We start from the raw sequence: 18,612 nt of genomic DNA on the forward strand, positions 1-18,612 counted from the left end.
CGAGACAGAAAAGCCGCCCTCGGGCGGCTTTTTCATTTCAGGAGGCCGCGCTGCGGAGCAGGTCGAGGGCTTCGAGCACCGAGAGCCGGCGCACCTCCGCCCGGCCGATCTCGCCGAATCGCTTCTCGCGGTGGATGGTCTCTCCATCGCGGCGGGCGCAGGCGAAATGCACGAGCCCCACGGGCTTTGTCTCCGATCCGCCCCCCGGCCCGGCGACGCCGGTGATGGCCACGGCCGCATTGACGCCGGCCGCCTTCAGCGCACCCTCCGCCATGGCGCGGGCGGTCGCCTCGCTCACGGCGCCATGGGAGGCGAGGGTCGCTTCTGGCACGCCGATCATCGCCATCTTCGCGGCGTTGGAATAGGTGACGAAGCCGCGGTCCACCACGTCGGACGATCCGGGCACCTCGGTGAGGGCGCCAGCCACGAGCCCGCCGGTGCAGGATTCTGCCGTCGCCAAAGTCCAGCCGCGGGCGCGGAAGGCGTCGAGGACGCTGACGGCGCGGGCGTAGGTCTCCTCGTCCATCGTCAGATCTCCGTCCGCTAGATGTCGTCGCCCGCCGGCAGGCGGATGGTGGCGCTGGCCATGGCGGCGATGCCCTCTCGCCGGCCGGTGAAGCCGAGCCTCTCCGTGGTGGTCGCCTTCACCGAAATGCGCGCGAGTGGAACGCCGGTGATGCGCGCGATCTCGGCACGGATGGCGTCGCGATGGGGGCCGACCTTCGGCGCCTCGCAGATGAGGGTGAGGTCGAGATGGGCGATGCGCCCGCCGCGCGCCGTCACCTTCTCCACCGCATGGGCGAGGAACCGGTCCGAGGAGGCACCCTTCCATTGTGGATCGGAAGGCGGGAAATGGGCGCCGATGTCGCCGTCGCACAGCGCCCCGAGGAGCGCGTCCGTGAGCGCGTGCAGGCCGACGTCCGCATCCGAATGGCCGACCAGCCCGAAGCCGTGGGGCACCACGACGCCGCCGAGCATCACGTGGTCGCCCGGCCCGAAGGCATGAACGTCGAATCCCGTGCCCGTCCGCACGTCAGGCAGATCGGCGAGGGTGGTTGCGGCGGCGCGGGACATGTCTTCGGCAGTGGTCAATTTGATGTTCCCTGTCTCGCCGGCGAAGGTCGCAACCCGATGGCCGGCCCATTCCATCACCGAGGCGTCGTCGGTGAGCGTGGTGACACCGCTCCCGGCCGCCGCGCGATGGGCGGCGAGGAGCGGGCCATAGCGGAACGCCTGCGGCGTCTGCACGGCCCGCAGCGCGGCGCGATCCGGCGTCTCCGCCACCAGCCCGGCCGCATCGACGCGCTTCACCGTATCGGTGACGGCAAGTACGGGAATGGCCGCATCGGCTTCGCCCACAGCGGCGACGGCGCGGGTGATGAGGTCGGGCGTCGCGTAGGGGCGGGCGGCATCATGAACGAGGATGATGGTCGGCGCGTCCGGGCCGGCCAGCGCCTCCAGCCCCGCGCGTACCGAGTCCTGCCGCGTCGCGCCGCCGGAGACCGGTGCCAGAATCTTGGGCAAGCTTTCCGCAGCGTCCGCAAAGAGGCCTGAATCATCGCTATGGATAACCGTGAGCACGGCCTTGATGGACGGGTGCTCGCAAAAAAGGCGCAGCGTGCGGCGCAGCACGGGCTCGCCACCTATCTGCTGATATTGCTTCGGCAAAGGGCCGCCCGCCCGGCTTCCCCTGCCAGCTGCAACGACAATCGCCACGCAGTTCCCGGCTTGAGATTCGGTCACGGCCGTTCCTCCGCCGAAGCAGACGGGCGGGCCACGAATTGGCGGGTCGGAACGCGGTCAGCCATGCTGCGATGCAGCGGTGCACACACTGCCCTTGCGTGCCTCGCGCATTTGTCTAAGATGTAGGCAGAACACAGCTGGCCTAAATTCTGTGCAAGAGACTGTCCCATTGTCCATTCCGGCGTTGCGCCTCGGCGCCGCGACTCTCCCAAACCCGGTCATCCTCGCCCCCATGGCGGGAATCACCGACGCGCCGGTGCGACGGATGGCGGTCCGCCACGGCGCGGGCCTCGTCATATCAGAAATGCTGGCCAGCGAAGCCCTCCTCGAGGGCAACCCCGAGATGCTCCTGCGCGCGGAAGGGGAGGGCGTCTCCTTCCACGCCGTGCAGATTGCGGGCAACGACCCGAGGCTCATGGGCGAGGCCGCGCGGGTGGCGCAGGCGGCGGGCGCCGGGCTCATCGACATCAACATGGGCTGTCCGGCCAAGCGCGTCACGACAGGCGCCGCCGGCGCGGCCCTGCTGCGGGACCTGCCCTTGGCGCGCGCCATCTTCGAAGCGGTGCGCGGGGCGGTCAGCGTTCCAGTGACGGTGAAGACCCGCCTTGGCTGGGACGACGGCTCGCCCACCGCCGTCGCGCTGGCGCGGATGGCGGAGGCGTGCGGCCTCTCCATGGTGACGATCCACGGGCGCACCCGCTGCCAGTTCTACACCGGCCGTGCCGACTGGACGGCCATCCGTGCCGTGAAGGACGCCGTCTCCATCCCGGTGATCGCCAACGGCGACGTGGTCCACCTTTCGGACGGGCCGGCGATCCTGGCGGCATCCGGCGCCGATGGGCTGATGATCGGCCGAGGCGCGCAGGGGCGCCCGTGGTTTCCCGGCCGGGTGGCGCAGACGCTGGCCGGTCAGAAGGTGGACGAGGACCCGCCGATCGAGATCCAGCGAGACATCCTGCTGGAGCTCTACGAGGGCTGGCTGTCGCTCTATGGCACCGCCCTCGGCGTTCGACAGGCGCGCAAACATGTGGGCTGGGCGCTTGAAGCGGCGAATGCAGGGCAGGGCCCAGAGCGCGCCGCCTTCGTGGCGCGCTGGCGCAAGGCGCTGCTGGTGCTGGATGAACCGGGCCGCGTGAAGAACGGCATCATGACGGCCTACGACGAACTCATGTGGAGGGCGGCGGCATGACGGCCGAAGCCAGAAAGCAAGACGCGATCAAGATGGATAAAAAGGGCAAGGGCAATTCGAACTCGCAGAAAGACGCGCCGAAGACGGCGCCAAAAACTGTGGGCAAGACTGCTGCGGGCAAGACTGCCGGAAAGGCTGCGACGGCAGACGAGACCGTGAAGCCTGCGCCTCAGCCGGCCGCGCCGGAAGCCGTAAAGGATGTTGCGAAGACCAGCGGCGCCGAGCCGGGCATGACGCGCGCCATTCTCGATGCCGTTCCGCATCCTCTCTTCACCATCGCCGGCAACGGGCACGTGGTGGAGGCCAATGTGGCGGCCGAAGCCTTCTTCGAAGTCAGCGCACCCCTTTTGCGCCGGCGGCCCCTCAGCGAATTCGTGCCCTTCGGCACGCCGCTCCTCGGCCTCATCGACCAGGTGCGCCAGCGCGGCGCGCCGGTAAACGAATATCGCGTGGACCTCGGCACGCCCCGCAACGGCGGCGAGCGCATCGTGGACATCCACGTCGCGCCGGTGAACGAGCAGCCCGACAACGTGGTGGTGATGCTCCAGGAGCGCACCATCGCCGACAAGATGGACCGCCAGCTCACCCACCGCGGCGCCGCCCGCTCGGTGAGCGCGCTCGCCTCCATGCTGGCCCACGAGATCAAGAACCCGCTCTCCGGCATCCGCGGCGCGGCCCAGCTTCTGGAGCAGTCGGCCGATGACGACGACCGCGCCCTGACCCGGCTCATCTGCGACGAGGCCGACCGCATCGTGAAGCTCGTGGACCGGATGGAGGTGTTCTCGGACGAGCGCCCCGTGGAGCGCGAGCCGGTCAATATCCATGCGGTGCTGGAGCATGTGCGCACGCTGGCGGCCTCGGGCTTCGCCCGCCACATCCGCTTCGTGGAGGAGTACGACCCCTCTTTGCCGCCGGTGCTGGCCAACCGCGACCAGCTGATCCAGGTGTTCCTGAACCTGGTGAAGAATGCGGCGGAAGCCATCGACAGCGATCAGGACGGCGAAATCCTGCTCTCCACCGCCTTCCGCCCCGGCGTGCGGCTGATGGTCCCCGGTGCCTCCACGCGCGTCAGCCTGCCGCTTGAGTTCTGCGTGCGGGACAACGGCAAGGGCGTGCCGGAGGATCTGGTGCCGCACCTGTTCGACCCGTTCGTGACCACCAAGCCGACCGGCTCTGGCCTCGGTCTTGCTTTGGTGGCGAAGATCATCGGCGACCACGGCGGTATCGTCGAATGCGATAGCCAGCCCCGCCGCACCACGTTCCGCGTGCTCCTGCCCATGTATCGCGGCAAGAGCCCTGTTCGAGAGGACCATTGAGGTGTCGATGCCATCCGGAAGCATCCTGGTCGCCGACGACGATGCCGCGATCCGCACCGTGCTCAACCAGGCGCTCTCGCGCGCCGGCTACGAGGTGCGCTCGTGCGGCAACGCCGCCACGCTGTGGCGCTGGGTGAGCCAGGGCGATGGCGATCTCGTCATCACCGATGTGGTGATGCCCGACGAGAACGCCTTCGATCTCCTGCCGCGCATCAAGAAGGCGCGGCCGGACCTGCCGGTCATCGTCATGAGCGCGCAGAACACCTTCATGACCGCCATCCGCGCCTCCGAGCGCGGGGCCTATGAATATCTGCCCAAGCCCTTCGACCTGAAGGAGCTGATCTCCATCGTCGGCCGCGCGCTCTCGGAGCCGAAGAAGGGCGATGGCCACCACCACGCCCCCGAGGAGCAGGACAACATCCCGCTGGTGGGTCGCTCGCCCGCCATGCAGGAGATCTACCGGCTCCTCGCCCGGCTGATGCAGACCGACCTCACCGTGATGATCGCGGGCGAGAGCGGCACCGGCAAGGAACTGGTGGCCCGCGCGCTGCACGATTACGGCAAGCGCCGCACCGGGCCGTTCGTCGCCATCAACATGGCGGCTATCCCGCGCGACCTCATCGAATCCGAGCTGTTCGGCCACGAGAAAGGCTCGTTCACCGGCGCCACCACGCGCAACCCCGGCCGCTTCGAGCAGGCGGAGGGCGGCACGCTCTTCCTCGACGAGATCGGCGACATGCCCATGGAGGCGCAGACGCGCCTTCTGCGCGTGCTGCAGCAGGGCGAATACACGACGGTGGGCGGCCGCACGCCCATCAAGACCGACGTGCGCATCATCGCGGCGACCAACAAGGATCTGCGGACGCTCATCCAGCAGGGCCTGTTCCGCGAGGATCTGTTCTTCCGCCTGAACGTGGTGCCCCTTCGCTTGCCGCCCCTGCGCGAGCGCTCCGAGGACGTACCGGACCTGGTGCGGCACTTCTTCCTGCAGGCCGAGCGGGAGGGCCTGCCGGCCAAGCAGATCGACTCCGCCGCCCTCGACCGGCTCAAGCGCTATCGCTGGCCGGGGAACGTGCGCGAGCTTGAAAACCTCGTCCGCCGCCTCGCCGCGCTCTACCCGCAGGAGGTCATCACCCCCGCCATCATCGAGGCCGAGCTCTCCGAGCCGATGCCGAACATGCTATCGGAAGAGGGCCCGGTGGACGCGACGCTGGCGGCCTCGGTCGAGCGCCACCTCAACACCTACTTCTCCGGCTTCGGCGAGAACCTCCCCCCGCCCGGCCTCTATCACCGCATCTTGAAGGACGTGGAATATCCGCTCCTCTCGGCTGCGCTCGCGGCCACGCGGGGCAACCAGATCAAGGCGGCGGAGCTTCTGGGGCTGAACCGCAACACCCTGCGCAAGAAGATTCGCGATCTCGACATCCAGGTGATCCGGACCTCCCGGTGAGCCTTTCGGCCCCTCGGTCCGGCCGCAAGATCTGAATCGAATACCCCGCGGATGGCTCCATCCGCGGGGTTTTTCATGGCCGGCGCTCTCAGACGCCGCCCGGCCGGCCCGAAGGCCCTGGCGGATTTTGGCCCCATCCCGCCGGCGCGGGCCGCCACGCGCCGATTCGGTTGAGCCGGAAATCCCCGCTTCCGCCCCGGCGAGGTCTTGCGGCTGCTGGACGCACCGGCGTCGGGAGCGTGGCCGGATATTCCGTGACCTGGCTACCTGCCTTTCGCCTCATCACCTGAAATGCGGTGGAGGGGGGATGCGTCTGTCACATTTTTGCACCAGTGTCGTTCCACTGCATCACTCGGGGTCGCGCGAGTCGTCGCGCCGGCCGGTAGCTCTGGGATGGTCAGGCACACATGAGCGATGAGGCGGTTGGATACGCCGCAAAAGACATGAGGCCGCGGCGCAGCCTGTTCGCGCGTCTGGTCGTGCCGATTGTGGTTGCCCTGTCGCTGGCATTGGCGGTCGCGACCTTCGCGATCATCATGGGCCTGACCTCCATCGTGCCGACCGAGGAGGTGGTGAACGGGGTATTGGCGGCGGCCGGCGCCGCCGTGCTTGTTCTCGTTGCCATCATCGGCCGGGAAGTTTGGCGCATTTTCCGGGCCCGCGCGCGCGGGCGGGCGGCCTCGCGCCTGCATGTGCGCATCATCGGTCTGTTCGCCGGCGTCGCCGTGGTGCCGGCGGTGGTGGTGGCGCTGGTGGCGAGCTTTACCCTCGACCGGACGCTCGACCGCTATTTCTCCGAGCGGACGCAGGAAATCGTCGGCTCGGCGTCTTCGGTGGCGCAAACCTACGTGCGCGAGCACGCGCTCTCCATCCGGGGCGACGCGCTGGCCATGGCGAACGACCTGTCGCAGCAGAAAACTCTCTACGACACCGACATCGAAAAGTTCCGCCAGGTGCTGACGGCGCAGGCGGCACTCCGCAACGTGCCGGGTGCCCAGATCATCCATCGCGACCTCTCCGTGGTGGAACGCGCGAACCTGCGCACGGGGCGCGAATTCCTCGTCCCGACCAACATCGCCATCAATGAGGCGACCGCCGAGCAGCCCATCATTTACGTCGATGCCGACTATGTGGGCGCCGTGGTGCCGCTGACCGGCTTCGACGATCTCTTCCTCTATGTGGCGCGGCCGATCGACCCACGGGTGCTCGGCTATCTGAAGGTCACGAGCGAGACGCTCGCCGATTATCGCGCGCTGGAAAACAGGCGCTTCCGCGTGCAGATCACCTTCGCGCTCATGTATTCCTTCATTACCCTTATTGTTCTGCTCTCCGCCGGGTGGATGGCCATCAATTTCTCCAAGTGGCTGGTCGCGCCCATCCGCCGGCTGATGTGGGCGGCGGACCGCGTGGCCAAAGGCAATCTCGACATCCAGGTGCCGGTGAACCGCGCCGAGGGCGACCTCGCCACTCTCGGCGAGACCTTCAACAAGATGACCGGCGAGCTGAAGACCCAGCGCAACGCCCTCGTCAGTGCCCGCGACCAGATGGACAGCCGCCGCCGCTTCACCGAGGCGGTGCTCTCCGGTGTCGGCGCGGGCGTGATCGGCCTCGACGCGGACGCGCGCGTCACCATCCTCAACCTGTCGGCGGAGCGGCTTCTCGGCGTCACCGAGGCCGAGGGCCTCGGCCGCCCGCTCGCCGAAGTGGTGCCGGAGACCGCCGCGCTGCTCGAGGAGGCGCGCGGGGCCGGCCAGCGGGCGGTGCAGGGCAACATCACGGTGCAGCGCGACGGCCGCGAGCGCATCTTCGCCATGCGCGTCACCACCGAGCAATCGGGGGCGGAGGCGCACGGCTGGGTGGTGACGCTCGACGACATCACCGCCCTCATCACCGCCCAGCGCACGTCGGCGTGGGCGGATGTGGCGCGGCGCATCGCCCACGAGATCAAGAACCCGCTCACTCCCATCCAGCTGTCCGCCGAGCGCCTGAAGCGCAAGTACGGACGCCACATCACCCAGGATCGCGACGTGTTCGACCAGTGCACGGACACCATCATCCGGCAGGTGGGCGATATCGGCCGCATGGTGGACGAGTTCTCCTCCTTCGCCCGCATGCCCAAGCCCGTGGTGGATGCGCAGGACCTCGCCGAGACGGTCCGGCAGGCGGTGTTCCTCATGCGCGTCGGACACCCGGACGTCACCTTCGAGGCCGAGCTGCCCGCGGCGCAGCCGGCCCGTTTCGATCGCCGGCTCATCAGCCAGGCGCTCACCAACATTCTCAAGAACGCAGCCGAGGCCATCGAGGCCGTTCCGGACGCGGAGCGCGGCAAGGGCCGCATCTGCGTCCGCGTCACCGAGGCGGGGGAGGATCTCCTGATCGACGTCATCGACAACGGCGCGGGTCTGCCGCGCGACAAGCGCAGCCGCCTGCTGGAACCTTATGTCACCACCCGCGAGAAGGGGACGGGGCTCGGCCTCGCCATCGTCGGCAAGATCATGGAAGAGCATGGCGGCGGCATCGAACTGAATGATTCGCCCGAGGGTCGCGGCGCCTGGATCAGGCTCCGCATGCGGGCGGATGGTCTACCACCGGCCGGCGCGGGCGGGGCGCAACCGGTCCCTCAAGCAGGGAGGGCCTGATCCATGGCCATGGACATCCTCATCGTCGACGACGAGGCCGATATCGGTGAGCTGGTTGCCGGCATCCTGGAGGACGAGGGCTATTCCGCCCGCACCGCCAGGGATGCCGACGGCGCGCTCGGCGCCATCGCCACGCGGCGCCCCAATCTCGTGTTCCTCGACATCTGGCTGCAGGGCAGCCGCCTCGATGGCCTGGAACTGCTCAACGAGATCAAGTCGCAGCACCCGGACCTGCCGGTCGTGATGATCTCCGGCCACGGCAACATCGAGACTGCGGTCGCCGCCATCAAGCGCGGCGCCTACGACTTCATCGAGAAGCCGTTCAACGCCGACCGTCTGGTGATGGTCACCGAGCGGGCGCTGGAGACGTTGCGCCTCAAGCGCGAGCTGAAGGAGCTGAAGCAGCTGACGCCGCATGGCCGAATCCTGGTCGGCCGCTCCAGCGCCATCCAGCAGCTGAAGGGCACCATCGAGCGGGTCGGCCCCACCAACAGCCGCATTCTCATCGTCGGCCCCTCCGGTTCGGGGAAGGAACTCACTGCCCGCCTCATCCACAGCGTCTCCGGGCGCGCGCAAGGGCCCTTCGTGGTGCTGAACTCCGCCGCCATGACGCCTGAGCGGCTCGAGTTCGAGCTGTTCGGCGTGGCGGAAGGAGAGGGGCAGGAGCAGAAGCGCGGCGCGCTGGAGGAGGCGCACGGCGGCACGCTCTTCCTCGACGAGATCGCCGACATGCCGCGCGAGACGCAGAACCGCGTGCTGCGCGTGCTGGTGGAGCAGACTTTCACCCGCCTCGGCTCCAACGACAAGGTGACCGTGGACGTGCGCATCATCTCCTCCACCGGGCGCAACCTGGAGGAGGAGATCGCCAAGGGCCGCTTCCGCGAGGATCTCTACCACCGTCTCTCGGTGGTGCCGATCCGTGTACCGCCTTTGGCCGAGCGGCGCGAGGATATCCCCGATCTCGTGGATTTCTTCCTCGACAGCATCTCCCAGACCACCGGCCTGCCGCGCCGCCCCATCGGCGAGGACGCCATGGCCGTGCTGCAATCCCACGACTGGCCGGGCAACGTGCGCCAGCTGCGCAACAATGTGGAGCGCCTGCTCATCCTCGCCGGCGGCGATCCGGAAGCGACCATCACCGCCGCCATGCTGCCGCCGGACGTGGGCGCGCTGGTGCCGACCCTGCCCAACGGCAATGGCGGCGAGCACCTGATGGGCCTGCCGCTGCGCGAGGCGCGGGAGGTATTCGAGCGGGAGTATCTGGCTGCCCAGATCAACCGCTTCGGCGGCAACATCTCGCGCACCGCCGAATTCGTCGGCATGGAGCGCTCGGCCCTTCATCGAAAGCTTAAGGCTCTCGGCGTAGGCTGATGGCCCCGGTGAAGATCGGGATGGGTTGACGGGGTGCCCAAAAAGGGGGCTGCATCGGCAGGTCCGGTCCGCTGAGCGGAGGGGACCGGGCGCCGGGGGGAGGGTTCATGAAGGTCGTGATCTGCGGCGCGGGCCAGGTGGGGTTCGGCATTGCCGAGCGCCTCGCCGGTGAGCAGAACGACGTGTCCATCATCGACACGTCCCCGCGCCGGATCCAGATGGTGACGGAACAGCTGGATGTGCGCGGCGTGGTGGGGCAGGGCTCCCACCCGGACGTGCTCGCCCGCGCCGGCATCGAGCAGGCGGACATGCTCATCGCCGTGACCCTCCACGACGAGGTGAACATGGTGGCCTGCCAGGTGGGCCATGCGCTGTTCAACGTGCCGACCAAGCTCGCCCGCATCCGCGCCCAGACTTATCTCGCCCCCGAATGGCGTGATCTGTTCGCCCGCGACCAGCTGCCCATCGACGTCATCATCTCCCCTGAGGTGGAGGTGGGCGAGATGGTGCTGCGCCGCCTCTCTCTGCCCGGCGCCTCCGATACGGTGAGCTTCGCCGACGGGGCCGTGGTCATCGTCGGCGTCATGTGCCTCGAGGACTGCCCGGTGGTGGACACCCCGCTGAAGCAGCTCACCGAGCTGTTCCCGGACATCCAGGCGACCATCGTCGCGGTGCGCCGGGGGACGCGCACCTTCGTGCCCCGCTCCAACGACCAGATCCTCACCGGCGATCTCGTCTATTTCGTCGCGCAGGCCGATCACGTGCAGCGCACGCTCTCCCTGTTCGGCCACGACGAGGTACCGGCGCAACGCATCGTCATCGCGGGCGGCGGCAACATCGGCTACTACGTCGCCACCGAGCTGGAGAAGCGCAACGCGGCCGCCCGGGTGAAGCTGATCGAGGCCTCCCGCGAGCGCTCCCAGACCATCGCGGAGGAACTGCGCCGCACCGTCGTGCTCAATGGCGACGCGCTGGAGCGCGCGATCCTCGACGAGGCCGGCGTCGGGGAGGCGGACACCATGATCGCCCTCACCAACGACGACCGCATCAACATCCTCTCCTGCCTGCTCGCCAAGCAGGTGGGGGCGAAGCGCATCCTGGCGCTGCTGAACGAGCAGGGCTACGCCACCTTCGCCCGGGGGCTGGGAATCGATGCCCATGTGAACCCGCGCCAGATCACCGTCTCCAAGGTGCTCCAGCATGTGCGCCGCGGGCGCATTCGCGGCGTCCATGCGCTGCTCGACGGCTCGGGCGAATTGATCGAGGCGGAAGCGCTGGAAACCTCGCCGCTGGTGGGCAAGCCGCTGCGCGATCTCGGCCTGCTCGACGGGCTGCGCATCGGCGCGGTGGTGCGGAACGGCCAGGTGCTGCTGCCGCGTGGCGATTTCGTCGTGCGCGCCCATGACCGGGTGGTGCTGTTCGCCCTCGCCGACCGCATCAAGCGCGTGGAGCAGCTGTTCCGCGTCGCCCTCGAATTCTTCTGAACCGACCGCAAGGTTCCGCGCTCATGGCCAACGCCGCTCGCCCGCTCGCCGCTGGAATCGCCGGCATCGGGGCGCTCGCGCTCCTGCCGATGGCGGTCGCCGCGCGCGGCGGCGGCGGGCCGGTGGCGGTCTGGGTCGCGACGGCCGGCTTCTGCCTGTTCCTCGCCGGCCTGCTGCGCTTCACCACCCACGGACTTGAGACGCGCATAACGCGGGCGGGCGCCGTGGCGCTGGTGGCGTGCATGTGGCTGGTGCTGCCGCTGATGGCGACGCCGGCGGTCGCCATCGTCGCCGGCCTGTCGCCGCTTCAGGCGTGGTTCGAGGCGCTCTCCGCCTTCACCGCGACGGGTCTCACCGCGCTCCAGCGGGGGCCGGCGAGCCTCTACGTGTTCCTCGGCCTGCTGCAATGGGCCGGAGGTCTCCTGACCGTGGTCACGGCGGTTGCCGTGCTGGCACCGGCGGGGCTCGGCGGTCTGCCGGACCGCACGCCGCGCGGCGGCACAGCGCTCGATGTGGTGGACCTCGTGCAGGTGCTGCGCGAGATCGCGCCCGCCTATCTGGCGGCGACCGCGCTGGCGATGCTGGTGCTGCTGGTCTCGGGCGAGACGCTCTATGTGGCCTTCACGCTGGCGACCGCCGTGGTCTCCGCCGGCGCGCACCTGCCGCCCGAGGCGCAGCTGGCGCTGGCGATGGACGAAACCCCCAAGTGGCTGCTGCTGCCCTTCCTCATCTTCAGCGCCACCAGCGTGCGCTGGCACCGGGCGCTGATCACCCGCCGCATCAACGCTGCACCGGAGCAGGTGGAAAGCCTCATCATCATCGGCTGGTGGGCGGTGCTCGGCATCATCCTCGGCGCGCTGCTGTTCCGCACCGACGAGATGTCCTCCCTCGACGCCGTGCGGGACGGCCTGTTCACCGCCGCGTCGCTGATTTCCACCAGCGGCATCGGCCCGCACGATGGCACCTATGGCAGCTTGCCGCTGGGGTTGGTGATTCTCGTGGTGTTGCTGGGCGGCGGCGCGCTTTCCGTGGCGGGCGGGCTCAAGATGTTGCGGCTGCGGGCCATCCTTCTGCGCACCAGGGGCGATCTGCTGCGCCTGGTCTATCCGCACATCGTGCTGCCCTCGGCGCTGGAGGGCGGCGTCGGCTCCGCCATGCGGGGCGTGTGGGCGGGGGCGGCAAGCCTCGCCTTCATGTATGCCGTCTGCGTGATCGCGCTGAGCCCCGGACTGCCCTCGCTGGAGGCGGCGTTGGCGGCGGCTGCGGCGGTGGTGACCAATACCGGCCCGGTCTACGACGCCTCGGGCGGCTGGCCGGCCATCTCCTCGCTGCCGTTGGGCTCGGTGCTGGTTGCCGGGATCGGCATGATCGCCGGGCGGCTGGAGATCATCGGGCTCTTCGTCTTCATCCATCTCGCCATCTGGCGCACCTGAGGGCCGGCACGGTCATGTCCCGCATCGCCTACGTCAATGGACGCTATCTCCCCCACCGCGACGCCAGCGTGCATGTGGAGGATCGCGGCTATCAGTTCGCCGATGGCGTCTATGAGGTCTGCGAGGTGCTCGGCGGCCGGCTGGTGGACGAGCGGCGGCATCTCGACCGGCTCGACCGCTCGCTGCGCGAACTACACATATCCGCGCCCATGTCGCGGGCGGCGCTGGCCGCGGTTCTCAGGGAAGTGGTGCGGCGCAACGGGGTGCGCGACGGCATGGTCTACCTGCAGGTGACGCGGGGTGTCGCCCGGCGCGATCATGCCTTTCCGGCGCCCGACACGGTTCCCTCCGTAGTGGTCACCGCCCGCCGCACCGACCGGGAAGCGCAGGAGGCGCTGGCGCGCAAGGGCATTGCGGTCATCACCGTGCCGGAGAACAGGTGGCCGCGCGTGGACATCAAGAGTGTGTCCCTCCTGCCCAACGTGCTCGCCAAGCAGATGGCGAAGGAGGCCGGCGCGCGGGAGGCTTGGTTCGTCGATGCTGGCGGATACGTCACAGAGGGCGCGTCCACCAACGCCTGGATCGTGACCGCCGGCCGCACCATCGTCACCCGTCCGGCGGACAACGGTATCCTGCGGGGAATCACCCGCACCGTGGCGTTCGAGGTTGCGGCGGACCTCGGCTACACGGTGGAGGAGCGGCCCTTTACCGTCGCGGAAGCCCATGCGGCAGACGAAGCGTTCATTTCTGCGGCGACGACCGTCATCATGCCGGTGGTTTCCATCGATGGAACGCCGGTCGGGGCGGGCGTCCCAGGCCCCGTCGCCCTGGCTTTGCGCCTGAAATTCCACGACTTTTCGGAAATCGCCTGACTTTGCCCCAGGCCGCATCATGTTGCGGAGCAAAATAATATTGCGCCGCCATGGGGCTGTGCCATTCTAGCGGTCCAACTCTCACGGGGGTGTACGCTCCAGACGAGTGCTCGAGTCGTGCTCTTGCCCCGTGGGCCTCAACGCCGAAACAATGGATACGAAAATGGCGGCGGAACGGACACAAAATCTCCAAGACACTTTTCTCAATCACGTCCGCAAGAGCAAGACTCCCCTCACGATTTTCCTGGTGAACGGAGTGAAATTGCAGGGCGTCGTCACTTGGTTTGATAATTTCTGCGTGCTCCTGCGCCGGGACGGTCATTCGCAGCTGGTTTACAAGCACGCCATTTCCACCATCATGCCGGGACATCCGGTTCAGTTGTTCGATCCCACGGATGATGGGGGAGAAAAGGCTTAAGCGTGGAGCATCAAAGCGGGAAGAAGGCGGGCGGACGTTCGAAGTCCAGAACCGAAACGTCGAAGACGGCAACGTCCAAGCTCGCAGGCCTCACGGTTGAAGATCCCATCGCCACCGGGGAAGATATTGCGGTCCCCGGCGAAGATGAGGCGCTGTTGCCCGAAACCGGCACGGATACCGAAAATCCTCCCCACACCACGCCGCACGGCCCGACGCGAGGCATAGATCGCCGCGCGCCGGCCGTGCGCTGTGCCGTCGTGACCCCGGTGGTGAGCCGGCGGGGCAGGGGAGGCGCGCCCGAGCGGCGCAGCCCCGAGGCGCGGCTGGACGAAGCCGTCGGCCTCGCCGCCGCCATCGAGCTCGACGTGGTCTTTTCCGGCCTCATCTCGCTCTCGGAAGTCCGGCCGGCGACCTATCTCGGCACCGGCAAGGTGGAAGAGCTGGCCGACGTGGTGAAGGCCGAGCATATCGACCTCGTGTTCTTCGACGCCGCTCTGTCTCCCGTGCAGCAGCGCAATCTGGAAAAGGCCTGGTCCACCAAGGTGGTGGACCGCACTGCGCTGATTCTTGAAATCTTCGGCATGCGCGCCCGTACCAAGGAGGGCGCGTTGCAGGTGGAACTGGCCCACCTCAATTACCAGCGCTCCCGGCTGGTGCGCTCCTGGACCCATCTGGAGCGCCAGCGCGGCGGCTTCGGCTTCCTTGGCGGCCCGGGCGAGACGCAGATCGAGGCCGACCGCCGTCTTATCGGCGAGCGCATCCTGCGCATCGAAAAGGAGCTGGAGCAGGTGAAGCGCACGCGCGGCCTGCACCGGGCGAGCCGCAAGCGGGTGCCCTATCCCATCGTCGCGCTGGTGGGCTACACCAACGCCGGCAAGTCCACGCTGTTCAACCGGCTCACCCGCGCCGAGGTGATGGCCAAGGACCTGCTGTTCGCGACCCTTGATCCGACCTTGCGGGCGGTGGACCTGCCGCACGGCACGCGCATCATCCTCTCCGACACGGTGGGCTTCATCTCCGAGCTGCCGACCCAGCTCGTCGCCGCCTTCCGCGCCACACTGGAAGAGGTGCTGGAGGCGGACCTGATCCTCCACGTGCGCGACATCTCCCACCCGGACACCGAGGCGCAGGCGGCGGACGTGGCCGACGTGCTGGAAGACCTTGGCGTGGAGGTGAAGGACGGCGGCCGCGTCATCGAGGTGTGGAACAAGATCGACCGGCTTTCGCCCGAGGCGCGCGAGCAGGTGCAAAACCAGACCCTTCGTGCGGGCGCCGAGGCGCCGGTTGCCGTCTCGGCCCTGACCGGGGAGGGGACCGACGACCTCCTCGGTGTCATCGAGCGCCGCATCACCTCCGGGCGCGTGACCCTTTCGGTGACGCTCGCGGCAGAGGATGGCGAAGGCCTCGGCTGGCTCTACCGCCATGGCGAGGTGCTGGAGCGCTCCACCGGCGAGGACGGCGTGCTGCAGGTCGCGCTGCGCATTCCCCCCGAACGCGCCGGCCTCGTTACCCGACGATTCGGCGCGCGGCGCGTTCACAGCATGTAAGAGGGTGCGCGGCGCCTATTCGGCTGCGCGCTTCGCCGGCGCCTCCTTCTGCGCCTCCAGCCGCTTGGCCTCCTGCCAGAGGGCTTCCATCTCGTCGAGGCTCGCCTCCTCAGGCCGGCGGCCTTCGGTGGCGAGCTTGGCCTCCACATGGCCGAAGCGGCGGGTGAACTTCTCGTTGGTGCCGCGCAGCGCTGTCTCGGGATCGACGCTGGCATGGCGGGCGAGATTCACCACGGCGAACAGCAGGTCGCCGATCTCGTCGCGAATGGCCTCGGGCCCGCCCGCATCGAGAGCCTCCGACACCTCCTCCGTCTCCTCGCGGATCTTGGCCAGAACCTGCCGCGCGTCGTTCCAGTCGAAGCCGACGCGGCCCGCCTTCTCCTGAAGCTTCAGCGCGCGGGTAAGGGCAGGGAGGGGCAGGGCGACGCCGGAGAGGGCACCCGTGCCCGCCTCTTCCGGCGGCAGCCCCGCCGCGGCACGGGCCTGGGCGCGTTCCGCCTTCTCCTGCGCCTTGATCTCCGCCCACAGGCCCTTGACCGCTTCCGGCGACAGGTCGCGCGCGTCGCCGAATACATGGGGGTGCCGGCGCACGAGCTTGGTGGTGATGGCCTCCACCACATCGGGAAATGCGAATGCCCCTTCCTCCTCCGCCATCCGGGCGTGGAACACGACCTGAAGCAGCAGGTCGCCGAGTTCCTCCTTCAGGTCCGGCAGATTGGCGCGGGCGATGGCGTCCGCCACCTCATAGGCCTCCTCCAGCGTATAGGGGGCGATGGTGGCGAACGTCTGCTCCAGATCCCACGGGCACCCACTGCCCGGGGTGCGCAGGGCCGCCATGATCTCGATGAGGCGCGCGATGTCGCGGGAGGGCAGCATGGGAGGCTCCGGAGAATGAGCCTCCATCCTAATGCGGCAGGCGTCCGGGCGCGACTGCGCCTGATGCCGCCTTTGAGCGTGGGGCGGCGACGCTTATGCTGCACCCCCGAGGAATTCCCCATGATCGAGATCGCCCCCGACCGCCCCACCGATGACGACATCCGCGCCGGCGAGGTGAGCGTGCCGCTGCCGGAGCGGTTCGACGCCGGGCTCTATTTCATCGGCCGCATCCGCACACCCTGGACCGAGCGCGGCACCTGTCCGCGCCGGGGCGATGCGGAGGAGGGGCCGGTCTGCACGCTGGAGATTGATCCGCGCTGGGCCGATGCGCTGGCGGGTGTTGCCGACTGTCCACGTCTGCAGGTGCTCTACTGGATGGACCGGGCGCGCCGCGACCTCGTGCTCCAGAGCCCGCGCGACGGCGCCACGCGCGGCACCTTCGCCCTGCGCTCGCCCGTGCGGCCCAATCCCATCGCATCCTCGGTCGTGAGCCTCGTGGGCGTGGAGGGGATGAACGTGATGGTCCGCGGCCTCGACTGCCTCGACGGCACGCCGCTTGTCGACCTCAAGGTGCAGCATGGGTGACCGGATAACGGCGCGGCATCAAAAACGCAGAAGAGATATTATGGAATATCCAAGGTGAGGCCTGATCGTTCCCGCCGCCTTCAGTCCGAATGAATTCACAAAATTCTCACATCATTTCAGGAGCTTGTCGCTCGCTTCAAAAGCGATGAGCGAATCAGTTTTACCCAGAAGCTTCGGCGCCGCCGCGCTCATTCAGGATTGTCCCATCGCGCATCTGCGAGGTGAATTGCAGTCCGTCATAGGCCGGGATGACCCCCTCCGGCAGGCGCGCCGCGAGTACCGAATAGTCGAGGTCCGTGTGCAGGTTGGTCAGAATCGCGAGATTGGGCTTGAGCAGCCCCACATGGTCCAGCGCTTCCTGCAACGTGAAATGCGAGGGATGCGGCGCCTCCCTGAGGGCGTCGATGATCCAGACTTCGAGATTGTGCAGATGCGACAGGGTGTTCTCGGGGAACCCGTTCACGTCGCTGGAGTAGGCCACGTCGCCGAAGCGGAAGCCGAAGGCGTCTATATCGCCGTGTCGCTGGCGAAACGGTAGCGCGGTGATGGGACCGCCTGCGCCGGCGATGACGATCTCGCGGCCTTCCCGGAACCGGTGGTCGGACAGGATCGGGGGGTAGCCGCTGCCGGGCGGCGTGGCGAAGCAATAGCCGAAGCGCTGATGCAGCATCCGGGCGGTCTCGTCGTCGGCATAGATGTCGACGCGCCTGCGATTGTGGATGGCCAGCGGCCGCAGGTCGTCGATGCCGTGGGTGTGGTCCGCATGCTCGTGGGTGAAGAGGACCGCGTCCAGATGGGTTACGCCGACGTCGAGCAACTGCTCCCGCAAGTCCGGCGAAGCATCGACGAGGACAGTGGTTTTGCCCTCAGGCCCTGCGCGCTCGACCAGCATGGAGCACCGGCGGCGGCGGTTGCGGGGATTGGCCGGATCGCACGCGCCCCAGCCCTGCCCCACCCGCGGCACGCCCCCGGACGAACCGCAGCCGAGGATGGTGAAGGTGAGCGTCGCGGTCTCGCTGGAGGGGGGCATCACGTCTCTCCCGGCGGCGGGCGTCGCCCGGTGCAGAATCGCCGGAAGGGTGCTCCAATTCGGCGCGGGAGTCACACCGTCGCGGCTGGAATGCAACATATTTCAGTCTGGCCGAAATCGTTGGGCAATCTCTCTGGTCTCCGCCCCCTCATGTGCCACACGAATCTGAGCGGGAAAGCCTGCGTCATCATAAGGATGCGAGTCGCGATTCGCTTAACACTTCAGATGAAGGGGTCGCAGTAGCCGTTGTGGCACGCGGAGGCGGCCGCTGAGCGGCGACCATAGCCATGCGGTGGCGGCCCAAGCCGGTCAACGCAGCGGATCGGGTCAGGGCAGCGGATAAGGCGAGGGGCAGGGAGAGGAAGGCGAGCCACCATAAGGGGGTCGACGACAGCCATCGCGCGCGGCTGACGGAAGGGCGGTGGCATATGATGGAGATGGAAATGGTCGGAGCGAGAGGATTTGAACCTCCGACCCCTAGTCCCCCAGACTAGTGCGCTAACCGGGCTGCGCTACGCTCCGACGTGGAGGCGGGGTTTAGACCATCGCCGGGACCGCGGCAAGCCCCTACCCTCCCGATTGGGCCCAAGACGATAAGCTCTCCCCAGCCTTCCAGAAGACGGGAAAAAGATACCACCTTAAGCTGTGCGTTTCCGCCA

At 68.1% G+C, this 18,612-nt stretch carries 15 protein-coding genes and 1 tRNA gene; 11 read left to right on the forward strand and 5 right to left on the reverse strand.

The window, feature by feature from the left end; genetic code table 11:
- Positions 1–37 precede the first annotated feature (37 nt).
- Together V5F63_RS12110 and V5F63_RS12115 are read right to left on the reverse strand one after the other, a co-directional pair.
- Positions 38–526, reverse strand: coding sequence for a CinA family protein (locus V5F63_RS12110; protein WP_394101936.1), 489 nt, complete (start codon positions 524–526; stop codon positions 38–40).
- 17 nt (positions 527–543) lie between these two features.
- The gene (locus V5F63_RS12115; RefSeq protein WP_394101937.1) at positions 544–1,743 is read right to left on the reverse strand and encodes a bifunctional 2-C-methyl-D-erythritol 4-phosphate cytidylyltransferase/2-C-methyl-D-erythritol 2,4-cyclodiphosphate synthase; all 1,200 of its coding nucleotides are present in this window, start codon (positions 1,741–1,743) and stop codon (positions 544–546) included.
- A gap of 169 nt (positions 1,744–1,912) precedes the next feature.
- Between V5F63_RS12115 and dusB the strand changes: the two genes are divergently transcribed.
- The 10 genes from dusB (at position 1,913) to hflX (ending at position 15,462) form a co-directional block, all read left to right on the forward strand.
- Positions 1,913–2,932, forward strand: coding sequence for a tRNA dihydrouridine synthase DusB (gene dusB, locus V5F63_RS12120; protein WP_394101938.1), 1,020 nt, complete (start codon positions 1,913–1,915; stop codon positions 2,930–2,932).
- A gap of 32 nt (positions 2,933–2,964) precedes the next feature.
- A complete protein-coding gene (locus tag V5F63_RS12125; RefSeq protein WP_394029147.1) occupies positions 2,965–4,248 on the forward strand; it encodes a two-component system sensor histidine kinase NtrB in 1,284 nt (427 codons plus the stop codon).
- Between the two features lie 7 nt (positions 4,249–4,255).
- Positions 4,256–5,698 carry a nitrogen regulation protein NR(I) gene (gene ntrC, locus V5F63_RS12130; RefSeq protein ID WP_209489208.1) on the forward strand — a complete coding sequence of 481 codons (1,443 nt, stop codon included), beginning with the start codon at positions 4,256–4,258 and terminating at the stop codon, positions 5,696–5,698.
- A gap of 443 nt (positions 5,699–6,141) precedes the next feature.
- A complete protein-coding gene (locus V5F63_RS12135) occupies positions 6,142–8,337 on the forward strand; it encodes a sensor histidine kinase NtrY-like (protein WP_394101939.1) in 2,196 nt (731 codons plus the stop codon).
- A 3-nt stretch (positions 8,338–8,340) separates the two neighbouring features.
- Positions 8,341–9,708 carry a nitrogen assimilation response regulator NtrX gene (ntrX, locus tag V5F63_RS12140; RefSeq protein ID WP_209489210.1) on the forward strand — a complete coding sequence of 456 codons (1,368 nt, stop codon included), beginning with the start codon at positions 8,341–8,343 and terminating at the stop codon, positions 9,706–9,708.
- Positions 9,709–9,815: 107 nt separating this feature from the next.
- The gene (gene trkA / locus V5F63_RS12145) at positions 9,816–11,192 is read left to right on the forward strand and encodes a Trk system potassium transporter TrkA (RefSeq protein ID WP_209489211.1); all 1,377 of its coding nucleotides are present in this window, start codon (positions 9,816–9,818) and stop codon (positions 11,190–11,192) included.
- Between the two features lie 23 nt (positions 11,193–11,215).
- Complete coding sequence (locus V5F63_RS12150; RefSeq protein ID WP_209489212.1) at positions 11,216–12,625, forward strand: TrkH potassium transport family protein; 1,410 nt, start codon at positions 11,216–11,218, stop codon at positions 12,623–12,625.
- Between the two features lie 14 nt (positions 12,626–12,639).
- Positions 12,640–13,497 carry a D-amino-acid transaminase gene (locus V5F63_RS12155; protein WP_394101940.1) on the forward strand — a complete coding sequence of 286 codons (858 nt, stop codon included), beginning with the start codon at positions 12,640–12,642 and terminating at the stop codon, positions 13,495–13,497.
- A gap of 163 nt (positions 13,498–13,660) precedes the next feature.
- Entirely contained in the window at positions 13,661–13,915 is a 255-nt protein-coding gene (gene hfq / locus V5F63_RS12160) for an RNA chaperone Hfq (protein WP_209490536.1), read from the forward strand.
- Positions 13,916–14,157: 242 nt separating this feature from the next.
- Entirely contained in the window at positions 14,158–15,462 is a 1,305-nt protein-coding gene (hflX, locus tag V5F63_RS12165) for a GTPase HflX (protein ID WP_394029150.1), read from the forward strand.
- Positions 15,463–15,477: 15 nt separating this feature from the next.
- Here the strand turns inward: hflX and mazG are convergent, their stop codons facing one another.
- Positions 15,478–16,338: a nucleoside triphosphate pyrophosphohydrolase gene (gene mazG, locus V5F63_RS12170; RefSeq protein WP_394101941.1), complete on the reverse strand. Its 861-nt coding sequence runs from the start codon at positions 16,336–16,338 to the stop codon at positions 15,478–15,480.
- Between the two features lie 120 nt (positions 16,339–16,458).
- Between mazG and V5F63_RS12175 the strand changes: the two genes are divergently transcribed.
- Positions 16,459–16,923 (forward strand): SAM-dependent methyltransferase, encoded by a 465-nt coding sequence (locus tag V5F63_RS12175; protein ID WP_394101942.1) that lies wholly within the window; start codon positions 16,459–16,461, stop codon positions 16,921–16,923.
- Positions 16,924–17,083: 160 nt separating this feature from the next.
- Here V5F63_RS12175 and V5F63_RS12180 read toward each other — a convergent pair whose 3' ends face one another.
- On the reverse strand, positions 17,084–17,953 hold the full coding sequence (locus tag V5F63_RS12180) for an MBL fold metallo-hydrolase (protein ID WP_394029153.1): 870 nt from the start codon (positions 17,951–17,953) through the stop codon (positions 17,084–17,086).
- A 444-nt stretch (positions 17,954–18,397) separates the two neighbouring features.
- Positions 18,398–18,475, reverse strand: a tRNA-Pro gene (locus V5F63_RS12185).
- Between the last annotated feature and the right edge of the window lie 137 nt (positions 18,476–18,612).

Source organism: Xanthobacter wiegelii (genome assembly GCF_043193855.2).
GTDB classification, from domain to species: Bacteria; Pseudomonadota; Alphaproteobacteria; order Rhizobiales; family Xanthobacteraceae; genus Xanthobacter; species Xanthobacter flavus_A.